A 23,262-nucleotide genomic window follows, 5' to 3' on the forward strand; every position below is an offset into this window, starting at 1 on the left:
CGCACCGGCCCCAGACCCAAGTACGTCCAGTACGAGGGCCTGGGGCCGGCGCCCCGAGAGCACGCACCTGACGCCGCGCGGCCGCCCTCCGGGCGACGACGCGAATTGTCAGACAGGCCCTAGCCGCCGATCTGGATACCGGCCATCCGCTTCCACTCGTACGGCCCCGTCGTCACCTTCGCGGCGAACTCGCCGTCGAAGGACTCGTGGACCGTGATGCCCGCCTTCTCGACGGCCTTCTCGGCGATCTCGTACGTGGGAGCCACCAGGTCGCCCCAGCCGCCGTCCTCGCCGACGAGGACGATCCGGGCGCCGCGTTCGCCGATGTGGGCCACCTGGCCCTCGGCGCCGCCGTGGGCCTTGGAGAAGGCGCTGATCTCCCGGGCGAGCCGCGCCACCTTGCGCTCGGCCCGTGCGTCAACCTGCTGCGTGTCTGCCATGCCCAGGATGCTACCGACGGGTAGCCCGGCTGGCGAGGTCAGGGCGCTGTGACGTGCGCCCGGGCGCGCTCAGCGCAGGAACGGGTCCACCGCGATCGCGACGAACAGCAGCGACACATAGGTGATCGACCAGTGGAACAGCCGCATCTCCTTGAGCTTCCCGCCCGTGACCTCGGCCTTGGCCCGGTTCTGCAGCGCGTGCGCCTCCCACAGCCACCATCCGCCGGCGGCCAGCGCGACGGCCGTGTAGAACCAGCCGGTGTAGCCGAGAGGGGTGAGGAGCAGGGAGACGGCGACCATGACCCAGCTGTAGAGGACGATCTGCCGGGCCACGACCTTGTTGGAGGCGATGACCGGCAGCATCGGCACGCCCACGCGGGCGTAGTCGTCCTTCACCTTCATGGACAGCGGCCAGTAGTGCGGCGGGGTCCAGAAGAAGATCACCAGGAACAGGATGACCGGCGCCCAGGAGAGCGAGTTCGTCACGGCCGACCAGCCGATCAGCACGGGCATGCAGCCCGCGATGCCGCCCCACACGATGTTCTGCGACGTACGCCGTTTGAGGAGCATCGTGTAGACGACGACGTAGAAGAGGAGCGCCCCGAGCGAGAGCCAGGCGCTCAGCCAGTTGACGGTGAGGCCGAACAGCAGGGTCGACACGACCGCGAGGGTGATGCCGAAGACCAGGCACTCGGCCGGACTGACCATGCCCGTCACCAGGGGCCGCTGCGAGGTGCGGTCCATCAGGGCGTCGATGTCCCGGTCGATGTACATGTTCAGCGCGTTGGCGCCGCCCGCCGACAGATAGCCGCCGACACAGGTGAGCAGCACCAGCTTGAGGTCGGGCACGCCCTGCTGCGCCAGGAACATCACCGGAACGGTGGTGATGAGCAGCAGTTCGATGATCCGCGGCTTGGTCAGCGCCACGAAAGCCTTGACACGGGCCCCGAACGGCCGATGAGCCGGGCCCTGGCTCGCACCATCGAGCAAAGCCGCTGGACGGGATTCGACGGCCGTCACGCACACCCCTGACAGAGACATCCCAGCAAGCCCCCCGTATGAAGTCCCGGCAAAGGCTCGCGCGTACCACGCCACTTTAGACGTTGCCCATACCCCGCCCTTCGCGGGGGTGGGGTCGTGTTGACGCACGCCCCATAAGAGGGGTCCGGGTACTCGATTGAGCGCTCAGATGACCGGCTCCGTATTCATGTGCCACATGCCGTTCCCGGCCGGTCGGGAGGCGGATCGCGCGGACTCCCGGCAGTCTGGAAACACTCGAAAAAACGCACGTCCTCACGGGGGTAGGCTCGACAGCGGCCGGCGGGCGGCAAGCCCGTCGGCGGCCGGGTGGGCGCATGCCCCGGAGACCGGCGACCGACATGTGGAGAGGAGCCCTGACCCAGGGTGAGCACCAAGCCGACCACCACAGACCTTGAGTGGACCGAGCTGGACCAGCGGGCCGTGGACACCGCCCGGGTCCTGGCCGCAGACGCCGTACAGAAGGTCGGCAACGGCCATCCCGGTACGGCGATGAGCCTGGCCCCGGCCGCTTACACCCTCTTCCAGAAGGTGATGCGGCACGACCCGGCGGATCCGGAGTGGGTCGGCCGCGACCGCTTCGTGCTGTCCGCCGGACACTCGTCCCTGACCCTCTACACCCAGCTCTACCTGGCCGGCTTCGGCCTGGAGCTGGACGATCTGGAGTCGTTCCGGACCTGGGGCTCCAAGACCCCCGGTCACCCGGAGTACGGGCACACCAAGGGCGTCGAGACCACCACGGGCCCGCTGGGCCAGGGTGTCGCCAACGCGGTGGGCATGGCGATGGCCGCCCGCTACGAGCGCGGTCTGTTCGACCCCCAGGCCCCGGCCGGCGAGTCCCCCTTCGACCACTTCATCTACTGCATCGCCGGTGACGGCTGCCTCCAGGAGGGCATCTCCGCCGAGGCGTCCTCGCTGGCCGGCCACCAGAAGCTCGGCAACCTGATCCTGCTGTGGGACGACAACCACATCTCGATCGAGGGCGACACCGAGACGGCCGTCTCCGAGGACACCGTCAAGCGGTACGAGGCCTACGGCTGGCACGTGCAGCGCGTGGAGGCCAAGGAGAGCGGCGACCTGGACCCGCAGGCGATCTTCGCCGCGATCCAGGAGGCGAAGAAGGTCACCGACCGGCCGTCCTTCATCGCGATGCGCTCCATCATCGCCTGGCCGGCCCCGAACGCCCAGAACACCGAGGCCGCGCACGGCTCGGCGCTGGGCGAGGACGAGGTCGCGGCCACCAAGCGCGTCCTCGGCTTCGACCCGGAGAAGTCGTTCGACGTCGCCGACGAGGTCATCGCCCACACCCGCAAGGCGCTGGAGCGCGGTGCCCAGGCGAAGTCCGAGTGGGAGAAGTCCCTCCAGGAGTGGCGTGAGGCCAACCCGGAGCGGGCCGCCGAGTTCGACCGGATCAGCAAGGGCGAGCTGCCCACCGGCTGGGAGGAGAAGCTCCCGGTCTTCGAGCCCGGCAAGGGCGTCGCGACGCGTGCCGCGTCCGGCAAGGTGCTCCAGGCGCTCGGCGCGGTGATCCCCGAGCTGTGGGGCGGCTCCGCCGACCTCGCCGGGTCGAACAACACGACCATCGACAAGGACAGCTCCTTCCTGCCCGAGGGCAACCCGCTGCCCGAGGCCAGCCCGTACGGCCGCACGATCCACTTCGGCATCCGCGAGCACTCGATGGGCGCGGAGCTGAACGGCATCACGCTGCACGGCAACACCCGCGTCTACGGCGGCACCTTCCTCGTCTTCTCCGACTACATGCGCAACGCGGTGCGCCTGTCGGCCCTGATGCACCTGCCGGTGACGTTCGTGTGGACGCACGACTCCATCGGCCTCGGCGAGGACGGCCCCACCCACCAGCCGGTCGAGCACCTGGCCTCGCTGCGCGCCATCCCGGGTCTGAACGTCGTGCGTCCGGCGGACGCCAACGAGACCGCCGTCGCCTGGCGCGAGATCCTGCGGCGCTGGACCAAGGAGTTCGGCAAGGGCCAGCCGCACGGCCTGGCGCTCACCCGCCAGGGCGTGCCGGTGTACGAGCCGAACGAGGACGCGGCCAAGGGCGGCTACGTGCTGTTCGAGGCCGAAGGGCCCGAGGGGCAGAGCACCGAGCCGCAGGTGATCCTGGTCGCCACCGGGTCCGAGGTGCACGTGGCCGTGGAGGCCCGTGAGCAGCTCCAGGCCGAGGGCGTGCCCACGCGTGTCGTCTCGATGCCGTGCGTCGAGTGGTTCGAGCAGCAGGACCAGGGGTACCGGGACTCCGTGCTGCCGCCGTCCGTCAAGGCCCGGGTGTCCGTCGAGGCGGGCATCGGTCTGACCTGGCACAAGTACGTGGGGGACGCCGGCCGCATCGTCTCGCTGGAGCACTTCGGTGCTTCCGCCGACGGCAAGCTGCTCTTCAAGGAGTTCGGCTTCACCGCGGAGAACGTGGCCGCGAAGGCGCGGGAATCCCTCGCCGACGCTCAGCGCTGACGCTCATATACGACACGTAGGAGATGTAATTCCATGACAGACGCACTCAAGCGCCTCTCCGACGAAGGCGTCGCGATCTGGCTGGACGACCTGTCGCGCAAGCGGATCACCTCCGGCAACCTCGCCGAGCTGATCGACCAGCAGCACGTCGTGGGCGTCACCACCAACCCGACGATCTTCCAGAAGGCGATCTCCCAGGGCGACGGCTACGACCAGCAGCTGTCGGACCTCGCCGCCCGCAAGGTCACCGTCGAAGAGGCCATCCGCATGATCACGACGGCGGACGTCCGCGACGCCGCCGACATCCTGCGGCCGGTCTTCGACGCGACGAACGGCCAGGACGGCCGGGTCTCCATCGAGGTCGACCCGCGCCTCGCGCACAACACCAAGGCGACCGTCGCCGAGGCCAAGCAGCTGGCCTGGCTGGTGGACCGCCCCAACACCCTGATCAAGATCCCGGCCACCGAGGCGGGTCTGCCGGCGATCGCCGAGACGATCGGCCTCGGCATCAGCGTCAACGTCACGCTGATCTTCTCGCTGGAGCGCTACCGCAAGGTCATGGACGCCTACCTGACCGGCCTGGAGAAGGCGAAGGAGCGGGGTCTCGACCTGTCGGAGATCCACTCGGTGGCGTCCTTCTTCGTGTCCCGCGTGGACACCGAGATCGACAAGCGGCTGGACGGCATCGGCACCGACGAGGCCAAGGCGCTGCGCGGCAAGGCCGCCGTCGCCAACGCGCGCCTCGCCTACCAGGCCTACGAGGAGGTCTTCTCCTCGGACCGGTGGAGCGCGCTGGAGAACGCGGGCGCCAACAAGCAGCGTCCGCTGTGGGCGTCGACCGGTGTGAAGGACCCGGCGTACCAGGACACCCTGTACGTCACCGAGCTGGTCGCCCCGAACACGGTCAACACCATGCCGGAGGCCACGCTGGAGGCCACCGAGGACCACGGTGAGATCACCGGCGACGCCGTCACCGGCACCTACGAGCAGGCGCGCGCCGACCTCGACGCATTGGAGAAGCTCGGCATCTCGTACGACGACGTCGTGCGGGTGCTGGAGGACGAGGGCGTCGAGAAGTTCGAGGCGTCCTGGACCGACCTGCTGAAGTCCACCCAGGCGGAGCTTGAGCGCCTCGCCCCCTCGGAGGGCTGACTTGTCACGCGTTTCCGGTTCCGGAGCGAACCCGCTTCGTGACCCGGCCGACCGACGGCTCCCGCGTATCGCGGGGCCGTCCGGCCTGGTCATCTTCGGCGTCACCGGCGACCTTTCGCGCAAGAAGCTGATGCCCGCGGTGTACGACCTCGCCAACCGGGGTCTGCTGCCGCCGGGCTTCTCGCTGGTGGGCTTCGCCCGCCGCGACTGGGAGCACGAGGACTTCGCCGAGGTCGTCCACGACGCGGTCAAGGAGCACTCGCGCACTCCGTTCCGCGAGGAGGTCTGGCAGCAGCTCATCCAGGGGATGCGCTTCGTCCAGGGCACCTTCGACGACGACGAGGCATTCGAGCGGCTGCGCGCCACCATCGAGGAGCTGGACAAGGCACAGGGCACGGGCGGCAACTTCGCCTTCTACCTGTCCGTGCCGCCGCGCTCCTTCCCGGTGGTCATCCAGCAGCTGAAGAAGCACGGTCTGGCCGACCAGAGCGGCGGTTCCTGGCGGCGGGCGGTCATCGAGAAGCCGTTCGGGCACGACCTGGCGTCGGCCGAGGAGCTGAACAAGGTCGTGCACGAGGTGTTCGAGCCGGACCAGGTGTTCCGGATCGACCACTACCTCGGCAAGGAGACCGTCCAGAACATCCTGGCGCTGCGCTTCGCCAACACGATGTTCGAGCCGATCTGGAACCGGTCCTTCGTGGACCACGTGCAGATCACGATGGCCGAGGACATCGGCATCGGCGGCCGGGCCGGCTACTACGACGGCATCGGCGCCGCCCGGGACGTCATCCAGAACCACCTGCTCCAGCTGATGGCCCTCACGGCCATGGAGGAGCCCGCCTCCTTCGGCGCGGACGCGCTGGCCGCGGAGAAGGAGAAGGTGCTCGGCGCCGTCCGGCTGCCGAAGGACCTGGGCGCCGACACCGTGCGCGGGCAGTACGCGGCGGGCTGGCAGGGCGGTGAGAAGGTCATCGGCTACCTCGAAGAGGAGGGCATCGACGCGAAGTCGAAGACCGACACCTACGCCGCGGTCAAGCTGGAGATCGACAACCGCCGCTGGGCGGGTGTCCCCTTCTACCTGCGCACCGGCAAGCGCCTGGGCCGCCGGGTGACCGAGATCGCGGTCGTCTTCCAGCGCGCCCCGCACTCGCCGTTCGACACGACGGCGACCGAGGAGCTGGGCCAGAACGCGATCGTCATCCGCGTCCAGCCCGACGAGGGCGTCACCGTCCGCTTCGGCTCCAAGGTGCCGGGCACCTCGATGGAGATCCGGGACGTCTCCATGGACTTCGCCTACGGCGAGTCGTTCACGGAGTCCAGCCCGGAGGCGTACGAGCGGCTCATCCTGGACGTGCTGCTGGGCGACGCCAACCTCTTCCCGCGCACGGAGGAGGTGGAGCTGTCCTGGAAGATCCTCGACCCGATCGAGGAGTACTGGGACACGCACGGCAGGCCCGCGCAGTACAAGTCGGGCACCTGGGGTCCCGTGGAGGCGGACGAGATGCTCGCACGAGACGGACGGAGCTGGCGCCGGCCATGAAGATAGACCTGACCGACACCACCGCCGGCGCCATCAACAAGGCGCTCGTGCGGGGCCGCCGTGCCATCGGCACGCCCGCCGTCGGCATGGTGCTGACCCTCGTCATCGTCACCGACGAGGAGAACGCCTACGACGCCCTGAAGGCCGCCAACGACGCCTCGCGCGAGCACCCCTCGCGCACGCTGGTGGTCATCAGGCGGGTCTCCCGCTCCCCGCGCGACCGTACGTCCTCGCGTCTGGACGCCGAGGTGCGGGTGGGCGCGGAGGCGGGCACCGGCGAGACGGTCGTCCTGCGCCTGTACGGCGAGGCCGCCGACCACGCCGACTCGGTGGTCCTGCCGCTGCTGCTGCCGGACGCGCCGGTCGTCGTGTGGTGGCCGGTGAACGCCCCGCTCGACCCGGCGAAGGACCCGCTGGGCGCGCTCGCCCAGCGCCGGGTCACCGACACCTACGCGGCGGAGCAGCCGGTGCGGGAGCTGGCGGCCCGCGCCGAGGCGTACACGCCGGGCGACACCGACCTGTCCTGGACGAGGATCACCCCGTGGCGTTCCATGCTCGCGGCGGCGCTCGACCAGGTCACCTGCGAGGTGAAGGCCGTCGAGGTGGAGGGCGAGGAGTTCAACCCGAGCTGTGAGCTGCTGGCGATGTGGCTCGCGGACCGGCTGGACGTGCCGGTGAAGCGCTCCCTGTCCTCCGGCCCGGGGCTCACGGCCGTCCGCATGGACACCGACTGCGGGCCGATCGTGCTGGACCGGGCCGACGGCTCGCTGGCGACGCTGTCCATCGAGGGCCAGCCGGCCCGCGCGGTGGCGCTGAAGCGGCGGGACACCGCCGAGCTGATCGCGGAGGAGCTGCGCCGGCTGGACCCGGACGACACCTACGCGTCGGCGCTGCGCTACGGCGTGGAGCGGCTGGACACGGTGCCGCGGCAGGCGTCCGAGGCGCCGGCCGGGGACGCGGGCGCCGAGTCCGCGGCCGAGCCGGCCGCCGTACCGGAACCGGTCGAGGAAGCGGCCAAGGCCCCCGCGAAGAAGGCGGCGGCCAAGACCGCGAAGAAGGCACCGGCGAAGAAGGCACCGGCGAGGAAGGCGACGGCGAAGTGAGCACTCCGCAGCTGGTCGTCCACCACGACAAGGAACTGATGGCGCAGGCCGCCGCGGCGCGCCTGATCACGAAGATCGTGGACGCGCAGACCTCCCGGGGCACCGCGTCCGTGGTCCTCACCGGCGGCCGCAACGGCAACGGCCTGCTGGCCGCGCTGGCGGCGGCCCCCGCCCGGGACGCCATCGACTGGGGCCGCCTCGACCTGTGGTGGGGCGACGAGCGCTACCTCCCCGAGGGCGACCCCGAGCGCAATGTCACGCAGGCCCGCGCGGCGCTGCTGGACTCGGTGCCGGTGGACCCGGAGCGCGTGCACGCCATGCCCGCCTCCGACGGCCCGCACGGCGCGGACGTGGAGGCGGCGGCCGAGGCGTACGCGGCGGAGCTGGCGAAGGCGGCCGGACCGGAGAACCACGGCGCGGTGCCCACCTTCGACGTCCTCATGCTGGGCGTCGGCCCGGACACCCACGTGGCCTCGCTCTTCCCCGAGCTGCCCGCGGTCCGGGAGACCGAGCGCACGGTGGTCGGCGTGCACGGCGCCCCCAAGCCGCCGCCCACCCGGATCTCCCTCACCCTCCCGGCGATCCGCGCGGCCCGCGAGGTCTGGCTCCTCGCGGCCGGCGAGGACAAGGCGGAGGCCGTGGCCATCGCCCTGTCCGGCGCCGGCGAGATCCAGGCCCCGGCGGCGGGCGCGTACGGCCGTACGCGCACGCTGTGGCTGCTGGACTCGGCGGCGGCCGCGCAGCTGCCGAGGTCGCTGTACCCGCCGGCGTCTCCGTGACGCTGGTGCCCGTGTAGCGGCGGCGGGGGCTGCGGCCCCCGCCGCCGCTATTTCACCGACCCCGCCATCACGCCCTGCACGAAGTGCCGCTGGAACGCGAAGAACACCACCACCGGCACGATCAGGGACAGGAACGCGCCCGGGGCGAGGACGTCGATGTTGCTGCCGAACTGGCGGATCTGGGACTGGAGTTCCACCGTGAGCGGCTGCGAGGAGCTGTCGGCGAAGAGCAGGGCGACCAGCATGTCGTTCCAGACCCACAGGAACTGGAAGATGGCGAGCGAGGCGATGGCCGGGCGGGCCACCGGCAGGACGAGGCGCGTGAAGATGCGCCACTCGCTGCCGCCGTCCATCCGTGCCGCCTCCAGCATCTCCTTCGGCATCTCCGCGAAGTAGTTCCGCAGCAGGAAGACGGCGAAGGGGAGGCCGTAGGCGACGTGGAACAGGACGACACCGGGGATCGTGCCGAACAGGCCCAGCGCGCCGAAGAGTTTGGCGACCGGCAGCAGGCCGATCTGCACCGGCACCACCAGCAGGGCCACCACCAGCAGGAAGACGGGCTCGCGCAGCGGGAAGTCCAGCCAGGCGAAGGCGTATCCGGCGAGGGCCGCGATGACGACGACCAGGGTGGTGGCCGGCACCGAGATCAGCACGGTGTTCCAGAACGCCTGGGTGATGCCCGCGTTCTTCAGCAGCGCCGAGTAGTTGTCGAAGGACAGCTGGCCGGGGCTGGCCAGCGCCGTCCACCAGCCGCCCTTCGCCGTGTCCTGGGCCGAGCGCAGGGAGGACAGGAACAGGCCGGCCAGCGGGGTAAGCCAGACCAGGCCGATGACCACCAGGAAGGCCTGCACCAGGCCGCTGCCCAGGCCGCGCCTGATCGCGTTCATCGGTGACTCCTCATCGTTGACTGCTGCGGAAACGGCGGACGTTGAACACCATCGCGGGGATCACCAGGAGCAGCAGGAGCACGCCGAGGGCGCTGCCGAGGCCCTGGTCGTTGCCGCCGCCGAAGGACACCAGCCACATCTGGGTGGCGAGGACGGTGGCGTCCTCCTGCACCGGGCCGGGCGCGATGATGTAGACGAGGTCGAAGACCTTCATCACGTTGATCACCAGGGTCACGAAGACCACGGTGAGCACGGGCGCGAGCAGCGGAACGGTGATCCGGCGGAAGATCTGCCACTCGTTGGCGCCGTCCATCCGGGCGGCCTCCAGGGCGTCGCGCGGCAGCGTGGACAGGCCCGCGCCGATCAGGACCATCGCGAAACCCGTCCAGATCCACAGGTAGGCGCCGATGATCGCGGGGGTGACGAGGGTCGGGCCGAGCCAGGAGACGCCCTGGTAGGGCGGGGCGAAGTTCGACTCCGGCAGCTTCACCGTGTACGGGCCCGGCTTGAGCCCGGCGAAGCGGAAGGAGCCGTCGGCGGCGGTGGTCGCGCTCGCGACCGTCTCGCCGTCGCGGACCGCCTCGACCTTCATGCCGGGCAGGCCGCTCTCCTTGGCGTCGACCTGGCCCTGCCTGCCTCCGCCGCCGGGGGTGAAGTCCAGGTAGACGACACCGCGCAGTTCGCCGGGGGCGGCCTTGCGTGCCGCGGCCGTACGGGCGGGTGAGGCGTTGCCGGGCAGGTCCCCCGGCAGCACGCCGACCATCGGCAGCGCCACGGTGTCGCCCGCCGAGGCGGTCGTGCGGTAGGAGCCGTCCCGGTCCTGGGTGAGGACTCCGGTGCGGCCCCGGGCGGTCGGGTAGGTGGAGGTGCCCTTGAAGGCGTCGTGGACGGAGACGACGGCCGCGTTGAGCACGCCCTTGTCCGGGTCCTCGTCGTAGGCGAGGCGGAAGATGATGCCGGCGGCGAGGAAGGACACCGCCATCGGCATGAAGAGCAGCAGCTTGAAGGCCGTCGCCCAGCGGACCTTCTCCACCAGGACGGCCAGGATCAGGCCGAGGCCGGTGAGCAGGGCGGGGGCGACGACGATCCAGATGGTGGTGTTGCGGATGGCCTTGAGGGTGGCCGGGTCGCGGAACATCTCGGTGTAGTTGTCGCCGCCGACGAACCGGGTGCCGGAGGCGTCGAAGAAACTGCGGCCGACGGAGAACAGCACCGGGTAGACGACGAGTGCGCCGAGCAGGAGCAGCGCGGGGAGGACGAAGAGCAGGGCGATCAGCCGGCCGCGCCGCCGGCCGCGGCGCGCGGGCGCCGGGCCGGCGGCGGGACGCGGGCCCGCCTGCTGTTTGACGACAGTGGTGGCGGTCATGGCGGGCCGCTCAGTTCCGGTAGGCCTTGGCCGCGGCGGCTTCGAGCTTCGCCGCCGTGCCCTTCGCGTCCGACGGGTCGCGCAGGAAGTCCTGGAGGAGCTTCCACTCGCCGGCGCCCTTGGTGCCGCCGAAGGCCGCCGGTGCCTGGTCGGACATGTCGAAGCGGACCGAGTCCCCGGCGCCCACGAGGGACTTGGCGGTGGCGCGGGTGACGTCGTCGCCGTACGCGGACAGGCTCAGCTTCCGGTTCGGGGACAGGAAGCCGCCCGCCTTCGCCCACACGGCCGCGGCCTCGGGGGTGGCCAGGTACTCCACGAGCTTCATGCCGGCCCCTGCGTTCTTGCCGTCCTTGAGGACGACGGCCGCGTCACCGCCGCTGACGACGGGTGCCGTGCCGCCGCCGACCGCCGGGAAGGGGAAGAAGTCGGCGTCCTTGCCGATCGCCTTGCCGTACTGGTCGTGGGCGACGCCGGCGACGAAGTCGCCCTCGTAGACCATGCCGGCCTGGGGCTTGGGTCCGAACACCTTCTCCACGGAGCCGGGGAAGTCGGTGTTCAGGGCTCCGTTCCGGCCTCCGGCGATGAGCTGCTTGTCCTTGAAGAGCTTGCCGAGGGTGGTGAGCGCCTTGACCACCGTGGGGTCGGTCCACTTGAGCTTGTGCGCGGCGAGGGCGTCGTACTTCTCGGGGCCGGCCTCGGAGAGGTAGATGTTCTCGAACCAGTCGGTGAGGGTCCAGCCGTCCTGTCCGGCGACCGCGAAGGCGGCGAGGCCGGAGTCGGAGACGGTGTGACCGGCCTTGAGCAGCTCGTCGTACGTCTTCGGCGGCTTGACCCCGGCCTGGGCGAGGGCGTCGGGGCTGTACCAGACGGTGGACTTGTGGGCGGCCTTGAAGTAGAGGCCGTAGAGGGTGCCGTCGACGCTGCCGTACTTCTTCCAGACGGGGGCGTAGCCGGCGTCGATGGTCTGCTGGGCGGCCGTCGAGAGCGGCTTGAGCCAGCCCTTCCGCGCGAACTGGTTCAGGACGCCGACCTGCGGGACCATCACGACGTCGGGTGCGTTGCCGCCCTCGATCTTGCTGCCGACGACCGTGGAGACGTTGTCGCCGGTCGAGACGAACTGGGTCTTCGCGCCGGTCTTCTCGGTGAAGGCGTCCAGCACCTTCTGGAAGTTCTTCTGCTCGCTGCCGGACCAGACGCCGGCCACGGTGACGGTCTGGCCGCCGAGCGCCTTGTCGCCGCCGCCCGCCGAGACGGGTCCGCCGCCGCAGGCGGTGGCGCCGAGGGCCAGGGCGAGGGCGGTGCAGCCGGTGAGCAGGGTCGTGCGTCGTCGCATCATCGTTGACGGACCTTTCATCGCGGGACGGGTGATCACAGGTCGTTCAGCCACCAGGCCGCCGTGGCGCCGGGCAGGACGCCGGGCGGGCAGGGGCCGCTGGACAGCAGGGGGGTGCCGGAGGCCGGCGCCGGGGCGGGGGCGGTACCGAAGTTGACGGCGCAGACCAGGCCGTCGCCGCGGACGAAGGCGAGGACGTCCGGCGGGGTGTCCAGCCAGCGCAGCGTGCCTTCACCCAACTGGGGCAGGGATGTGCGCAGTTGGAGACCGTCGCGGTACAGGTGCCAGAAGGAGCGGGTGTCGGCGAGGGCGCGGTCGGTGGCGTACTCGGCGAAGTAGTCGGGCTGCGGCAGCCAGGGCTTGGCGCCCTCCACACCGGAGGTGAAGCCGAACGGGGAGGCCTGCCCGGACCAGGGCAGCGGCACCCGGCAGCCGTCGCGGATGCGGGCGCGGCTGCCGGTGCGCCGGAAGATCGGGTCGGTGAGCACGTCGTCGGGCAGGTCGACGACCTCGGGCAGGCCCAGTTCCTCGCCCTGGTAGATGTACGCGGCTCCGGGCAGCGCCAGCATCAGCAGCGCGGCGGCGCGGGCGCGGGCGGCGCCCAGACCGCTGCCCTCGGTGGCGGGTTCGCCGTAGCGGGTGACGGTGCGGACCTGGTCGTGGTTGTTGAGGACCCAGGTGACCGTGGAGCCGGTGCCGGCGATGTCCTGCATGGCCTCGGAGATGACCTTGCGGAAGGCGTCGGCGTTCCAGGGGGCGCCAAGCAGGTCGAAGAAGAAGGCCTGGTGGAGTTCGTCGGGGCGGACGTACAGGGCGTGTTCGCGGGCGGTGGGGACGGAGACCTCGCCGACGAGCAGGCGCTCGCGGCCGTCCCGGTCGGCGTACTCCTCGCACAGGGAGCGCCAGCGGCGCCACACCTCGTGCACCTCGGGCTGGTTCCAGGCGAGCGGGTTGACCGAGTCGCGGGTGCGGGCGTCGGCCTCCGGGTCGTCGGAGTCGGGCAGTCCGGGGTTCTTGAACAGGCCGGCGGCGACGTCGATGCGGAAGCCGTCGACGCCCCGGTCGAGCCAGAACCGCAGGGTCCGGTCGAACTCGTCGGGAATCTCGGGGTTGCGCCAGTTCCAGTCGGGCTGTTCGGGCGTGAACATGTGCAGGTACCACTGGCCGTCGGGGACCCGGGTCCAGGCGGGTCCGCCGAACATGGCGTGCCAGTTGTTGGGCGGCTCGCTGCCGTCGGGGCCGCGGCCGTCGGCGAAGTGGAAGCGGGCGCGGGCCGGGCTGCCGGGCCCGGCGGCCAGGGCCTCGCGGAACCACGGGTGCTCGCTGGAGCAGTGGTTGGGGACGATGTCGAGCAGCACCTTGATGCCGAGGCGCCGGGCCGCGGCCATCAGCAGGTCGAACTCGGCGAGGTCGCCGAAGAGCGGGTCGACACCGCGGTAGTCGGCCACGTCGTAGCCGTGGTCGTGCTGCGGCGAGGGGTAGAAGGGGCTCAGCCAGATCCCGTCGACGCCGAGCTTCTTCAGGTACGGCAGCCCGGCCCGGACGCCGGCCAGATCCCCGATGCCGTCGCCGGTGCTGTCCAGGAAGCTGCGGACGTAGACCTGGTAGATCACGGCGTCCCGCCACCAGTGGTCCTTACTCAACATGCATGCATGTTAGGTAGGCGTGTCGCGACGGTGTCAACGAAAAGAACAGAAGCTACCGAGGAGTTGGCGTCACAAATTCGGACTTACCGGGGCAGTCGGCAGCCAGTTGAGATGTCCGCGTTACCTAACAAGTAACTAGAGGTCGACTCGTGACCGGCTATCGGCTGCCGGCTATCGGCTGGCGATGGCGTCGAGTTCGCGCGCCAGCCGGCGCACGGCCTGCCCGGGCGTCTGCCGCCCGGTGAGCGCGTCCTGCACGACCGCCTGCACGGCCAGGCTGACCTGGTCGTAGTGCGGGCTCTTGGGGCGCGGCCGGGCGGTGAGGACGGCGGTGCGCAGGGTCGGCAGATAGGGGAACCGCCGGATGAGCGCGGGGTCCTCGTAGAGCCCGGCGCGCACCGGCGGCAGCGCGCCCCGCGTGAGCACCTGGCGCTGCACGGGCGCGCTGGTGAGGTAGGCGATCAGGCGCGCGGCGGAGTCCGGGTGCCGGGCGTGGGTGTTGACCGCGAGGTTGGAGCCGCCGAGGACGCTCGTCCCCGGCCCGTCCGGCCCCGGCAGCGGCACGGCGCCGATCTTCCCGGCGACCCTGGAACCCGGGGCGGAGGCGACGGCGTAGGCGTAGGGCCAGTTGCGCAGGAAGAGCAGCCTTCCGTCCTGGAAGGCCTGTTTGGACTCCTCCTCCTTGTACGTCAGCGCCTGCCTCGGGATCCAGCCCTCGCGGATGCCGCGGGCGAGGAAGCCGATGCCCTCGCGGGCGGCGGCCGAGTCGACGGTGACGCGGGTGCCCTCGCCGCCGAGGATGGTGCCGCCCGCCGAGTACACGGCCTCGGCCGCGTTCACGGTGAGGCCCTCGTAGGGCAGGAACTGGCCCGCGTAGCCGCCGAGTCCGTACTTCGGCGCGATGGTCCTCGCGTCGTGCTCCAGCTCGGCCCAGGTGCGCGGCGGGGACACCCCCTCCTGGTCGAGGATGTCCTTGCGGTACAGCAGGAGTCCGGCGTTCGTGACGTACGGGACCGCGTACAGCCGTCCCTCGTAGGTCGCCGTGTCCACGACCGGCGGCAGGAAGCCGGCCAGCGAGAAGCGGTCGCGGGGCAGCGGGCGGATCCAGCCGGCCGCCGCGAACTCGGAGGTCCAGTCGACGTCGATGTTGAGGACGTCGAACCGGCCCCGGTCGCCGCCGCGCAGGTCGGTCGTCATCTGCGCGTGCGTCTCGTCGGCGGAGTCCGGCAGCTCGACCAGGGTGACCATCTCGCCGGGGTGGGTGCGGTTCCAGCCCTGGAGCAGCGGGCCGAGATAGCCGGTGAGGTCACCCGCGGTGGCCAGCGTGAGCGGGCCCCGGCCGCCTCCCGCGCCCTCGTCGGCGCGGGCTCCGGAGGCCACATACCCGGCCATGACCACGACGAGAACGAGAAGGCCCCTACCGGCGGCGCGCATCCACCGCATAGGTTCCTCCCTGTACACCGGCACCACGGGCACCCTCGCCCGGGGACAGAGGCCATGTATACCTGTTAGGTATGCGCGATACTAGGGCCTGGAGCACATGGAGCAGACAGGAGGACAGCACGAGTGCGCCTGCCCCTCCTGGCACTCCTCGCCCGCGGCCCGGCCCACGGCTACGAGCTGAAGCAGGGCCTTGAGCAACTGCTGGGCGCCGCGTACCCTCAGCCGAACGTCGGCCAGATCTACGTCACCCTCGGCCGTCTGGAGAAGTCCGGGCTGATCGAGGGCGAGGACGTCGAGCAGTCCAGCCGGCCGAACAAGAAGGTCTACCACCTCACCGACGCCGGGCGCGAGGCGCTGCTCGCCTGGTTCGAGGAGACCGAGGACGAGCCGCGGGTGCGGGACGAGTTCTTCATGAAGCTCGCCCTCGCCCCGCAGACCGGTCTCGCCGACCAGATCGCCCTCATCAACCGGCAGCGGCGCCAGTACCTCACCACCATGCGCAACCTGTCGAGACTGGCCGCGGCCGAGAGCCGGGACAACCGAATCGCCCAGCTGCTGATCGAGGGCGCGATGCTGCACCTCCAGGCCGACCTCGACTGGCTGGAGCGGTGCCAGGAGGAACTGGAGGGTCTGGAGTGAGTGACGGGCACGCTCCGGTGCTGCGCGCCGAGAGGCTGGTGAAGACCCACTACGGCGAGGGCGCGCCCGCGCACGCCGTGCGCGGGGTCGACCTCGCCGTGGCCCGCGGCGAGTTCGTCGCGGTCACCGGGCCGTCCGGCGCGGGCAAGTCCACGCTGCTGCACCTGCTCGGCGGGCTCCAGCGGCCGGACGAGGGCAGCGTCTGGCTCGACGGCCGGTGCACGGACTCCTTCAGCGAGGCCCGCTGGGCCGTGGAGCGCAGGAAGGCCATCGGGATCGTCTTCCAGTTCTTCAACCTGGTCTCGAACCTGTCGGTCGCCGACAACGTGGAGCTGCCCGCGCTGCTGGCCGGTGTCGCGCCGAAGAAGGCCCGCGCCGAGCGGGAGGCGCTGCTCGCCGAGCTGGGCCTGGAGGGCAAGGAGCGCAGCATGCCGGGCGAGCTGTCCGGCGGCGAGCAGCAGCGGGTCGCGCTCGCCCGGGCGCTGGTCAACCATCCGCCGCTGCTGCTCGCGGACGAGCCGGCCGGCAGCCTGGACAGCAAGGGCACCCGCGAGGTGATGCGGCTGCTGTCCCGCTTCCACGGGCGCGGCCAGACCATCGTGCTGGTCACCCACGACGCCCGGCTGGCCAGCGCCGCCGACCGCGTGATCAGCTTCTTCGACGGCCGCATCGCCGACGACGCGGCCCTGGACGGCGCGCCGCCGCCCCGGCGCAGCGGCATATCCGGCGTGCTGGAGCTGAGGGACTGAGCGTGCTGGACCTGAGGGATGTGCGGGCCACCCTGCGCTGGGCCCACTCCGACCTGCGCACCCACCGCGGCGAGGCGCTGTTCCTGGTGCTGGCCACCGCGGGCATCGTCGCCTCGCTGCTGCTCGCCGCCGCCCTGTTCGGCTACGCCACGAACCCCTGGCAGCGCACCTTCGCCGAGGCGCACGGCGCCCACGTCTGGCTGCACACCGTGCCGTCCGCCGACGCCCGCGCGCTGGCCCGGCTGGACGGGGTCACCTCCGTCGCCGGCCCCTACCGTGCCGAGTCCGCCACCGTCGCCGTCCGCGGCACCCGCGCCTCCGTCGAACTGCGCGCCACTCCCGACCTGCCCTCCGTGGGCCGGCCCCTGCTCACCTCCGGGCACTGGCTGGACCCGGCGGCGCCGGACGGCGTGGTGCTGGAGAGCAGCCTGGCGCGGGCCCTGCTGGCCGAGCCGGGCGACACCCTGACCCTGCCCGGCACGGCGCGCACGCTCACCGTCGAGGGCATCGCGGACAGCGCCGAACCCCCGTACCGCCCCGGCGAGCAGCCCGGTCTGCTGTGGGCGCTGCCGTCCGCCGTGCGGGCCCCGGCCGGGCAGGTCATCGGGCTGCGGCTCGGCGACCCCTCCGACACCGACTACGCCGTCCAGCGGGCCGTCACCGTGCTGGGCGCCGGCGCGGTCGGCGAGGTCTCCACCTGGCAGCAGGCCCGCGCCGAGGCACAGGGCGACAACCGGCTGCTCGGCCAGGTGCTCGGGCTGTTCGGCCTGGGTGCCCTCGCCGCCGCCGGGTTCGCGGTGCACGGCGCCATCGCGACCCGCATCCGCGGGCACCTGCGGGACCTGTCGGTGCTGAAGGCGATCGGCTTCACACCCGGCCAGGTCGTACGGATCTTCCTGCTCCAGCACCTGGCGTACGCGCTGCTCGGCGCGGTTGCCGCGGCCGCGCTCACCGAGGGGCTGGGCAACCGGGTCCCGGGGCGGCTCGGGGACGCGGTGGGTGTGTGGCAGGGGCTGCCCGGGCACACCCTGGCGCTGTGCGCGGTGCCCGCGGGGGCGGTGCTGTTCATCGGTCTGACCACGGGGCTCGCGGCCTGGCGGGCGGGCCGGGTGCCGCCGGTCCCGGTGCCGCGCCCGGCCGCGCCGGCGGGCGGGCGGCTGAGCGGGGCGGCCCGGCGGGCGCTGGGGCTGCGGCTGCCGGCCGCGCTGGTCCTCGGCTGCCACAAGGCGTTCGCGGGGCGCGGCCGGTCACTGGCCACCGTGGCCCGGCTGACGCTGCCGCTGCTGCTGATCGTGGTGGCGCTCAGCGCCTGGACCACGATCGACCGCCTCCACAGCAGCCCCGAGCGGGTGGGCCTGCCGACGGCGCTCACGGTCCGCTCGGACGGCGCCCTGGACGCCTCCGGCGTACGCGGCGTGCTGGCGCACGACCCCCGGGTCGCCGCCGCCTATCCGGGCGTCGAGGTGGCCGCGCTGGTCCCCGGCCAGACCGGGACCATCGCCCTGCGCGGCGTCGGCACCCGCGCCGAGCCCTACCCCTACGCCCTCGCCGAGGGCCGCGCCGCCCGCGGTCCGGACGAGGCGGTGGCCGGCCAGGGCCTGCTCGACCTGCTGGACGCGCGGGTCGGCGACTGGGTGCGCATGACGGTGGGCGACCGGCCGCAGATCCTGCACATCGTGGGCCGCGCCCTGGAACCGCGCAACGCCGGCCGGGTCGTCACCACCTCCCTGGACACCCTCCGGGAGAACGACCCGGAGCTGTCCCCGGCCTTCTACGAGCTGCGGCTGCGCCCGGGTGCGGACCGACGCCGCGTGGCCGCCGCGCTCGCCTCGGCCGGCCACGGCCACCTGGAGGTGCACGCCGTGGCGAACCCCGCCGACGGACTGTCCCCGCTGCGCGGAGTCGTCGCCGGACTGATCGCCGTCCTGGCGCTGATCGGGCTGGTGGAACTGCTCACCGCGATCGGCGGCAGCGTCCGCGAGGGTGAGCGGGACGTACTGGCGCTCCGGGCGATCGGCATGTCGCCACGGCAGATCACCGCGATCACCGTCACGGCGACGAGCTGCACGGCCCTCGCGGCGGTCGTCACCGGTACGGCGCTGGGGCTGCCGCTGGCCCGCCGGCTGATCGACGCCCAGGGCGGCTCCAGCGGCATCGGCGCCGGGATCGCCCAGTCCCCCTCCCCCGGCCTGCTTCTCCTGTTGGGCTCGGCCGCCGTTGTGGGGGCGGCGGCCCTGGCCGCCTTGCCCGCGTCCCGCGCGGCCCGCCGGCGCCTCGCGGACACGCTGAGCGCGGTGGCCTGAGCCGGCCCAGGAGCGTCAGCCGGCTCAGGGGGACGCGGCTCGCCAGCTTCCCGGGTCTTCGCGGATCTTCTTCAGCAGGCTGCCGAAAGCCGTCCCGTCGAACAGCAGGCCGTTGTACCGCACCGGGATGCGTACGTCGTTGATCTCGGCGGTGGGGGTGCCGGGGCCCTCGGGATCCCGCGGCCCGCCCGCCCTCTCGTACGCGTCCTCGCTGTTGGTCACGAACGTCCGGTACTTCATGGTCCGGACGGCCGAGTCGAAGTCCGGTCCGCGCAGCCCCGGGACCCGCCCCGCCAGCTTGAGCAGGTAGGTGTCGGTGAACCCGTCCACGCTCTCGGCGGGCTGGTGGGCGTAGAGCACGTCGTGGTATTCGGCGAACTTCCCCTTGTCCAGCGCGGCCCGCAGGGCGTTGACCGCCTTGCGCGACCCCGTGCCGCCGAGCCGGGCGTCCAGGAAGGAGGCGAGGGTGTACTGGGTCTTCACCTCACGCCGGACGGTCGCCTCGCGCAGCCGGGGCGCACCACCGGTGGTCTCGAACCTCTCGCACACCGGGCACCGCGGATCCTCGTACAGGTGCACGGTCAGCGGGGCGGCCTCGTCCCCGACCATGATGGTCGTGCCGTCGTTCCCCAGCCGCTCCGGCATGTCCGCCGGCCCGGTGTACGGTACGGCCCTCGCCGTCGCCGTCGCCGTGGGGTGCGGCCGGCCGTCCTTGGACCCGGCCGGCTCCTGTCCGCTGTCGCAGCCCACCGCCGCCACTCCCGCCACGGCCACCGCGACCGCCGTGGCCAACACCCTGCGCACCATGCGCCACCCCTCCCCTGGTCCAGCCGAACCCTAGGGGACGGGCGCGGCCAGGCGCGCGGGGACATCGCCGCCACGGGCCCCGGCCGGGACCGGCTCCGGCCGGGGCCCGCTCCGGCCGCGGATCAGCTCCGGCCGCGCAGCTCCCGGTACTTGGCGACCAGTGCCTTCGTCGACGCGTCCAGGCCGGGCACGTCGGCGCCCTCGGTGAGCGCGGGCTCGACGCGCTTGGCGAGCACCTTGCCCAGCTCCACGCCCCACTGGTCGAAGGAGTCGATGTTCCACACCGCGCCCTGCACGAACACCTTGTGCTCGTAGAGGGCGACGAGCTGGCCGAGGACGGACGGGGTCAGCTCACGGGCGAGGATCGTCGTGGTCGGCCGGTCGCCCTGGAAGGTCTTGTGCGGGACCAGCTCCTCGGGCACCCCCTCCGCACGGACCTCCTCGGCGGTCTTGCCGAAGGCCAGCGCCTGGGTCTGGGCGAAGAAGTTGGCCATCAGCAGGTCGTGCTGGGCCTTGAGTTCCCCGCTCAGCTCGGCGACCGGCCGGGCGAAGCCGATGAAGTCGGCCGGGATCAGCTTGGTGCCCTGGTGGATCAACTGGTAGTAGGCGTGCTGGCCGTTGGTGCCGGGCGTGCCCCACACGACCGGCCCGGTCTGCCACTCCACCTGCTTGCCGTCGCGGGCGACGTACTTGCCGTTGGACTCCATGTCCAGCTGCTGGAGGTACGCGGTGAACCTGGAGAGGTAGTGGCTGTACGGGAGCACGGCGTGCGACTGGGCGTCGTGGAAGTTGTCGTACCAGATACCCAACAGCCCCAGCAGCAGCGGGACGTTGTCCTCGGCCGGCGCGGTGCGGAAGTGGTCGTCGACGATCCGGAAGCCGTCCAGCATCTCACGGAACCGGTCCGGGCCGATGGCGATCATCAGGGAGAGCCCGATCGCGGAGTCGTACGAGTACCGCCCGCCGACCCAGTCCCAGAACTCGAACATGTTGGCCGTGTCGATGCCGAACTGGGCGACCTTCTCGGCGTTCGTGGACAGGGCGACGAAGTGCCTGGCCACGGCGGACTGGTCGCCGAGCGCGGCCAGCAGCCACTTCCGCGCCGAGGTGGCGTTGGTGATGGTCTCGATGGTGGTGAAGGTCTTGGAGGCGACGATGAACAGCGTCTCCGCCGGGTCGAGGTCCCGGGTGGCCTCGTGCAGGTCGGCGCCGTCCACGTTGGAGACGAAGCGGACCGTGAGGTCGCGGTCGGCGAAGCAGCGCAGCACCTCGTAGGCCATCGCGGGCCCGAGGTCCGAGCCGCCGATGCCGATGTTGATCACGTTCTTGATGCGCTTGCCGGTGTGGCCGGTCCACTCGCCCGAGCGGACCCGCTCGGCGAACCCGGCCATCTTGTCGAGCACGGCGTGCACGGCCGGGACCACGTTCTCGCCGTCGACCTCGACCACCGCGTCGCGCCGGGCGCGCAGCGCGGTGTGCAGCACGGCCCGGTTCTCGGTGACGTTGATCTTCTCGCCACGGAACATGGCGTCCCTGAGGCCGAAGACGTCCGTCGCCGCGGCCAGCTCGCGCAGCAGGCGCAGGGTCTCGTCGGTGACCAGGTGCTTCGAGTAGTCGATGTACAGGTCGCCGACCTGGAGCGTGTACCCGGTGCCGCGCGCCGGATCGGCGGCGAACAGGTCCCTGAGATGGGTGTCCGCCAGCTCCTCCCGGTGCTTGGCGAGAGCGGTCCACTCGGGCGTCTGGTTGAGCCTGGTACGGCCGTCTGCGTTCATGTCCGACTTCCGCCTTCTTTCGTGCCTGTCCCAGCCGTTCCAACCTAATTGATCAGCGCGCGGGACGAGCGGTGGAGACGCTGTCCGCGCGGGCAGCGACGGAAACGTCCGGCTCGCGTTTCGGTATCAGCGCGAGGACGGCCGCGGCGAACAGGACGGCCGCGAGCAGGGCGGGGGCGTTGAGGCCGTACAGCCCGGCCACGGCCCCGCCGAGGAACGCGCCGAGCGGGGCACCGGAGGTGGAGGACGTACGGAAGGCCGAGGCGATGCGGCCCACCATGGACTCGGGGCTGCGCTGCTGCATCAGGGTGACCTGGTTGACGTTCCAGACCATGGTCATCGCACCGAGCATCAGCATCCCGGCGACCAGGGCGGCGACGTGCCGCACGGAGCCGATGAGCAGCAGCGACCCCGTCTGGAGCGTGCCGCCGAGCAGCAGGGCCCGCACCCGGCCGGTGCGGCGGGCGATCCGCTGGGCGACGAGACCGCCGGCCAGGCTGCCGGCCGAGTACGCCGTCATGGCGGCGACGTAGCCGGTGCCGCCCGCGTGCAGCCAACGGGTGACGTGCAGGGTCAGCGTGGCGATCAGGGCGCCCATCCCGATGTTGCACAGCAGTGTGGCCGCGCACACCGCACGGAGCACCCGGTCGTGCCACAGCGCGCGCAGGCCCTCCCCGATCTCCGTGCGCAGGGTGCTCCCGGCCGGGCGGGGCTCCCGCTCCGGCGGCCGTATCCGCAGGGACGCCACCAGCGCGGCGGCCACCAGGTACGTGCCCGCGTCCGCCGCGAACGGCATGAACGCCCCGGCCGCCAGCAACAGCGGCACGAACGGGCCCGCGAGCAGTCCGCCCGCGAGTTGCTGACCCGTCATCAGCCGGGCGTTCGCGCCGCCCAGGGCCTCCCGCTCCACCAGGGAGGGCAACAGGGCCGTGGAGGCGTTGTCGAAGAGCGTCTGGAGCGCGGTGAGGGAGAAGGCGAGGGCGATCAGCAGGGGGACGGCGGCGTGCCCGAGGCCCACGGCGAGGGCGAAACCGGCGACGAGCAGACCCCGCACCGTGTCCACGAGCCACATCGCCCGCCGCTGGTCGACGCGGTCCGCCACGGCACCGCCGAACAGCCCGAACAGCAGCCAGGGCAGATAGCCGCAGGCGGTGACGGAGGCGGTGACGGAGGCGATGACGAGGGGCTCGTCGGTGAGGCTCACGGCCAGCAACGGCAGCGCGGTCGTGCGCAACGCGTCACCGAACCGGGAGACCACGGCCGCCGTCCACAGCCGGCCGAATCCCCCGCGCCAGGCGGGTGCCCCCCTGCTCGCCGTCCCGACCGCAGCCATGCCCGCCCCCTCACGATGCACCGATGAGCACACCGTAGAGGGCACCACTGACAACGGGCCGTCCGCGGCGGGGCGGGAACGGCTCCGGCCAGGCGCCCGCGGGCACCCGGCCGGTCACAACTCCTAGATCTCGCCGCGCAGTTTGGCGAGCGCCTCGGCGAGGATCGCCTCGCCGTCCGCGTCGCTGCGCCGCTCCCGCACGTACGCCAGGTGCGTCTTGTACGGCTCGGTGCGCGGCGGGTCCGGCGGGTTGTCCCGGTCCTGGCCGGCCGGGAAGCCGCAGCGCGGGCAGTCCCAGGTCTCGGGCACCTGCGCGTCGCTGGCGAAGCTGGGCTGCGTCTCGTGCCCGTTGGAGCACCAGAAGGAGATGCGCAGACGCGGCGCGGACTCGCCGCGCTCGGCCTCGCCCATCGGCCCCGCCCCGACCCGGCTTCCTCGGATCGCGTTGCCACTTGCCACG

General features: G+C 71.9%; 19 protein-coding genes. 8 read left to right on the forward strand and 11 right to left on the reverse strand.

Translation table 11 applies throughout. The annotated features are described in order from the left end of the window. Positions 1-119: 119 nt before the first annotated feature. Together AB0947_RS17930 and AB0947_RS17935 are read right to left on the reverse strand one after the other, a co-directional pair. Positions 120-440: a hypothetical protein gene (locus AB0947_RS17930; RefSeq protein ID WP_366751285.1), complete on the reverse strand. Its 321-nt coding sequence runs from the start codon at positions 438-440 to the stop codon at positions 120-122. A 69-nt stretch (positions 441-509) separates the two neighbouring features. Then, positions 510-1,481, reverse strand: coding sequence for a heme o synthase (locus AB0947_RS17935; RefSeq protein ID WP_366751286.1), 972 nt, complete (start codon positions 1,479-1,481; stop codon positions 510-512). Between the two features lie 363 nt (positions 1,482-1,844). Here AB0947_RS17935 and tkt point away from each other — a divergent pair, with 363 nt between their 5' ends. Genes tkt through pgl form a run of 5 tightly spaced genes read left to right on the forward strand, consistent with a single transcriptional unit; the run spans position 1,845 to position 8,521 of the window. Next, positions 1,845-3,947, forward strand: a complete 2,103-nt coding sequence (gene tkt, locus AB0947_RS17940; protein ID WP_366751287.1) for a transketolase — start codon at positions 1,845-1,847, stop codon at positions 3,945-3,947. Positions 3,948-3,980: 33 nt separating this feature from the next. After that, positions 3,981-5,099, forward strand: coding sequence for a transaldolase (gene tal / locus AB0947_RS17945; protein WP_366751288.1), 1,119 nt, complete (start codon positions 3,981-3,983; stop codon positions 5,097-5,099). Between the two features lies 1 nt (position 5,100). Next, positions 5,101-6,639 (forward strand): glucose-6-phosphate dehydrogenase, encoded by a 1,539-nt coding sequence (gene zwf, locus AB0947_RS17950; protein WP_366751289.1) that lies wholly within the window; start codon positions 5,101-5,103, stop codon positions 6,637-6,639. Beyond that, positions 6,636-7,742, forward strand: a complete 1,107-nt coding sequence (gene opcA / locus AB0947_RS17955; RefSeq protein WP_366751290.1) for a glucose-6-phosphate dehydrogenase assembly protein OpcA — start codon at positions 6,636-6,638, stop codon at positions 7,740-7,742. The genes zwf and opcA overlap by 4 nt, the downstream gene beginning before the upstream one ends. Beyond that, positions 7,739-8,521, forward strand: coding sequence for a 6-phosphogluconolactonase (gene pgl / locus AB0947_RS17960; protein WP_366751291.1), 783 nt, complete (start codon positions 7,739-7,741; stop codon positions 8,519-8,521). Before opcA ends, pgl begins: the two co-directional genes overlap by 4 nt. A 47-nt stretch (positions 8,522-8,568) precedes the next feature. Here the strand turns inward: pgl and AB0947_RS17965 are convergent, their stop codons facing one another. From AB0947_RS17965 to AB0947_RS17985, 5 genes are all read right to left on the reverse strand, one after another. Beyond that, complete coding sequence (locus AB0947_RS17965; protein WP_366751292.1) at positions 8,569-9,408, reverse strand: carbohydrate ABC transporter permease; 840 nt, start codon at positions 9,406-9,408, stop codon at positions 8,569-8,571. A gap of 10 nt (positions 9,409-9,418) precedes the next feature. Continuing rightward, complete coding sequence (locus AB0947_RS17970; protein WP_366751293.1) at positions 9,419-10,774, reverse strand: ABC transporter permease subunit; 1,356 nt, start codon at positions 10,772-10,774, stop codon at positions 9,419-9,421. Between the two features lie 10 nt (positions 10,775-10,784). After that, entirely contained in the window at positions 10,785-12,110 is a 1,326-nt protein-coding gene (locus AB0947_RS17975) for an ABC transporter substrate-binding protein (protein WP_366751294.1), read from the reverse strand. A 32-nt stretch (positions 12,111-12,142) separates the two neighbouring features. Next, the gene (locus AB0947_RS17980; RefSeq protein ID WP_366751295.1) at positions 12,143-13,753 is read right to left on the reverse strand and encodes a glycoside hydrolase family 13 protein; all 1,611 of its coding nucleotides are present in this window, start codon (positions 13,751-13,753) and stop codon (positions 12,143-12,145) included. A 171-nt stretch (positions 13,754-13,924) separates the two neighbouring features. After that, on the reverse strand, positions 13,925-15,196 hold the full coding sequence (locus tag AB0947_RS17985; protein WP_366751296.1) for an ABC transporter substrate-binding protein: 1,272 nt from the start codon (positions 15,194-15,196) through the stop codon (positions 13,925-13,927). Between the two features lie 123 nt (positions 15,197-15,319). Between AB0947_RS17985 and AB0947_RS17990 the strand changes: the two genes are divergently transcribed. From AB0947_RS17990 to AB0947_RS18000, 3 genes are read left to right on the forward strand one after another with little or no spacing between them, the layout of a single operon-like run. Next, entirely contained in the window at positions 15,320-15,835 is a 516-nt protein-coding gene (locus AB0947_RS17990; RefSeq protein WP_366751297.1) for a PadR family transcriptional regulator, read from the forward strand. Continuing rightward, positions 15,832-16,584 carry an ABC transporter ATP-binding protein gene (locus tag AB0947_RS17995; RefSeq protein ID WP_366751298.1) on the forward strand — a complete coding sequence of 251 codons (753 nt, stop codon included), beginning with the start codon at positions 15,832-15,834 and terminating at the stop codon, positions 16,582-16,584. The genes AB0947_RS17990 and AB0947_RS17995 overlap by 4 nt, the downstream gene beginning before the upstream one ends. Positions 16,585-16,604: 20 nt before the next feature. Continuing rightward, positions 16,605-18,887: an FtsX-like permease family protein gene (locus tag AB0947_RS18000; protein WP_366751494.1), complete on the forward strand. Its 2,283-nt coding sequence runs from the start codon at positions 16,605-16,607 to the stop codon at positions 18,885-18,887. A gap of 24 nt (positions 18,888-18,911) precedes the next feature. On the opposite strand, the gene AB0947_RS18005 is transcribed toward AB0947_RS18000, so the two are convergent. The 4 genes from AB0947_RS18005 to AB0947_RS18020 all read right to left on the reverse strand — a co-directional run bounded on the left by AB0947_RS18005 (position 18,912) and on the right by AB0947_RS18020 (position 23,261). Beyond that, on the reverse strand, positions 18,912-19,694 hold the full coding sequence (locus tag AB0947_RS18005; RefSeq protein WP_366751299.1) for a thioredoxin domain-containing protein: 783 nt from the start codon (positions 19,692-19,694) through the stop codon (positions 18,912-18,914). Between the two features lie 122 nt (positions 19,695-19,816). Further along, on the reverse strand, positions 19,817-21,469 hold the full coding sequence (gene pgi / locus AB0947_RS18010) for a glucose-6-phosphate isomerase (protein ID WP_366751300.1): 1,653 nt from the start codon (positions 21,467-21,469) through the stop codon (positions 19,817-19,819). A 52-nt stretch (positions 21,470-21,521) separates the two neighbouring features. Then, entirely contained in the window at positions 21,522-22,727 is a 1,206-nt protein-coding gene (locus AB0947_RS18015) for an MFS transporter (RefSeq protein ID WP_366751495.1), read from the reverse strand. Positions 22,728-22,925: 198 nt separating this feature from the next. Then, positions 22,926-23,261: an RNA polymerase-binding protein RbpA gene (locus AB0947_RS18020; RefSeq protein ID WP_003976875.1), complete on the reverse strand. Its 336-nt coding sequence runs from the start codon at positions 23,259-23,261 to the stop codon at positions 22,926-22,928. Position 23,262 lies beyond the last annotated feature (1 nt).

It is taken from the genome of Streptomyces sp. NPDC047841 (assembly GCF_040704085.1).
GTDB classification, from domain to species: Bacteria; Actinomycetota; Actinomycetes; order Streptomycetales; family Streptomycetaceae; genus Streptomyces; species Streptomyces argyrophylli.

Excerpts from the sequence above, each read along its gene's own strand:
- AB0947_RS17930 (WP_366751285.1), bottom strand. The coding sequence starts at position 440 with ATGGCAGACACGCAGCAGGTTGACGCACGGGCCGAGCGCAAGGTGGCG.
- AB0947_RS17970 (WP_366751293.1), bottom strand. The coding sequence starts at position 10,774 with ATGACCGCCACCACTGTCGTCAAACAGCAGGCGGGCCCGCGTCCCGCC.
- AB0947_RS17965 (WP_366751292.1), bottom strand. The coding sequence starts at position 9,408 with ATGAACGCGATCAGGCGCGGCCTGGGCAGCGGCCTGGTGCAGGCCTTC.
- tal (WP_366751288.1), top strand. The coding sequence starts at position 3,981 with ATGACAGACGCACTCAAGCGCCTCTCCGACGAAGGCGTCGCGATCTGG.
- AB0947_RS17975 (WP_366751294.1), bottom strand. The coding sequence starts at position 12,110 with ATGATGCGACGACGCACGACCCTGCTCACCGGCTGCACCGCCCTCGCC.
- AB0947_RS17935 (WP_366751286.1), bottom strand. The coding sequence starts at position 1,481 with ATGTCTCTGTCAGGGGTGTGCGTGACGGCCGTCGAATCCCGTCCAGCG.
- pgi (WP_366751300.1), bottom strand. The coding sequence starts at position 21,469 with ATGAACGCAGACGGCCGTACCAGGCTCAACCAGACGCCCGAGTGGACC.
- opcA (WP_366751290.1), top strand. The coding sequence starts at position 6,636 with ATGAAGATAGACCTGACCGACACCACCGCCGGCGCCATCAACAAGGCG.
- AB0947_RS18005 (WP_366751299.1), bottom strand. The coding sequence starts at position 19,694 with ATGGTGCGCAGGGTGTTGGCCACGGCGGTCGCGGTGGCCGTGGCGGGA.
- AB0947_RS17985 (WP_366751296.1), bottom strand. The coding sequence starts at position 15,196 with ATGCGGTGGATGCGCGCCGCCGGTAGGGGCCTTCTCGTTCTCGTCGTG.
- AB0947_RS17980 (WP_366751295.1), bottom strand. The coding sequence starts at position 13,753 with ATGTTGAGTAAGGACCACTGGTGGCGGGACGCCGTGATCTACCAGGTC.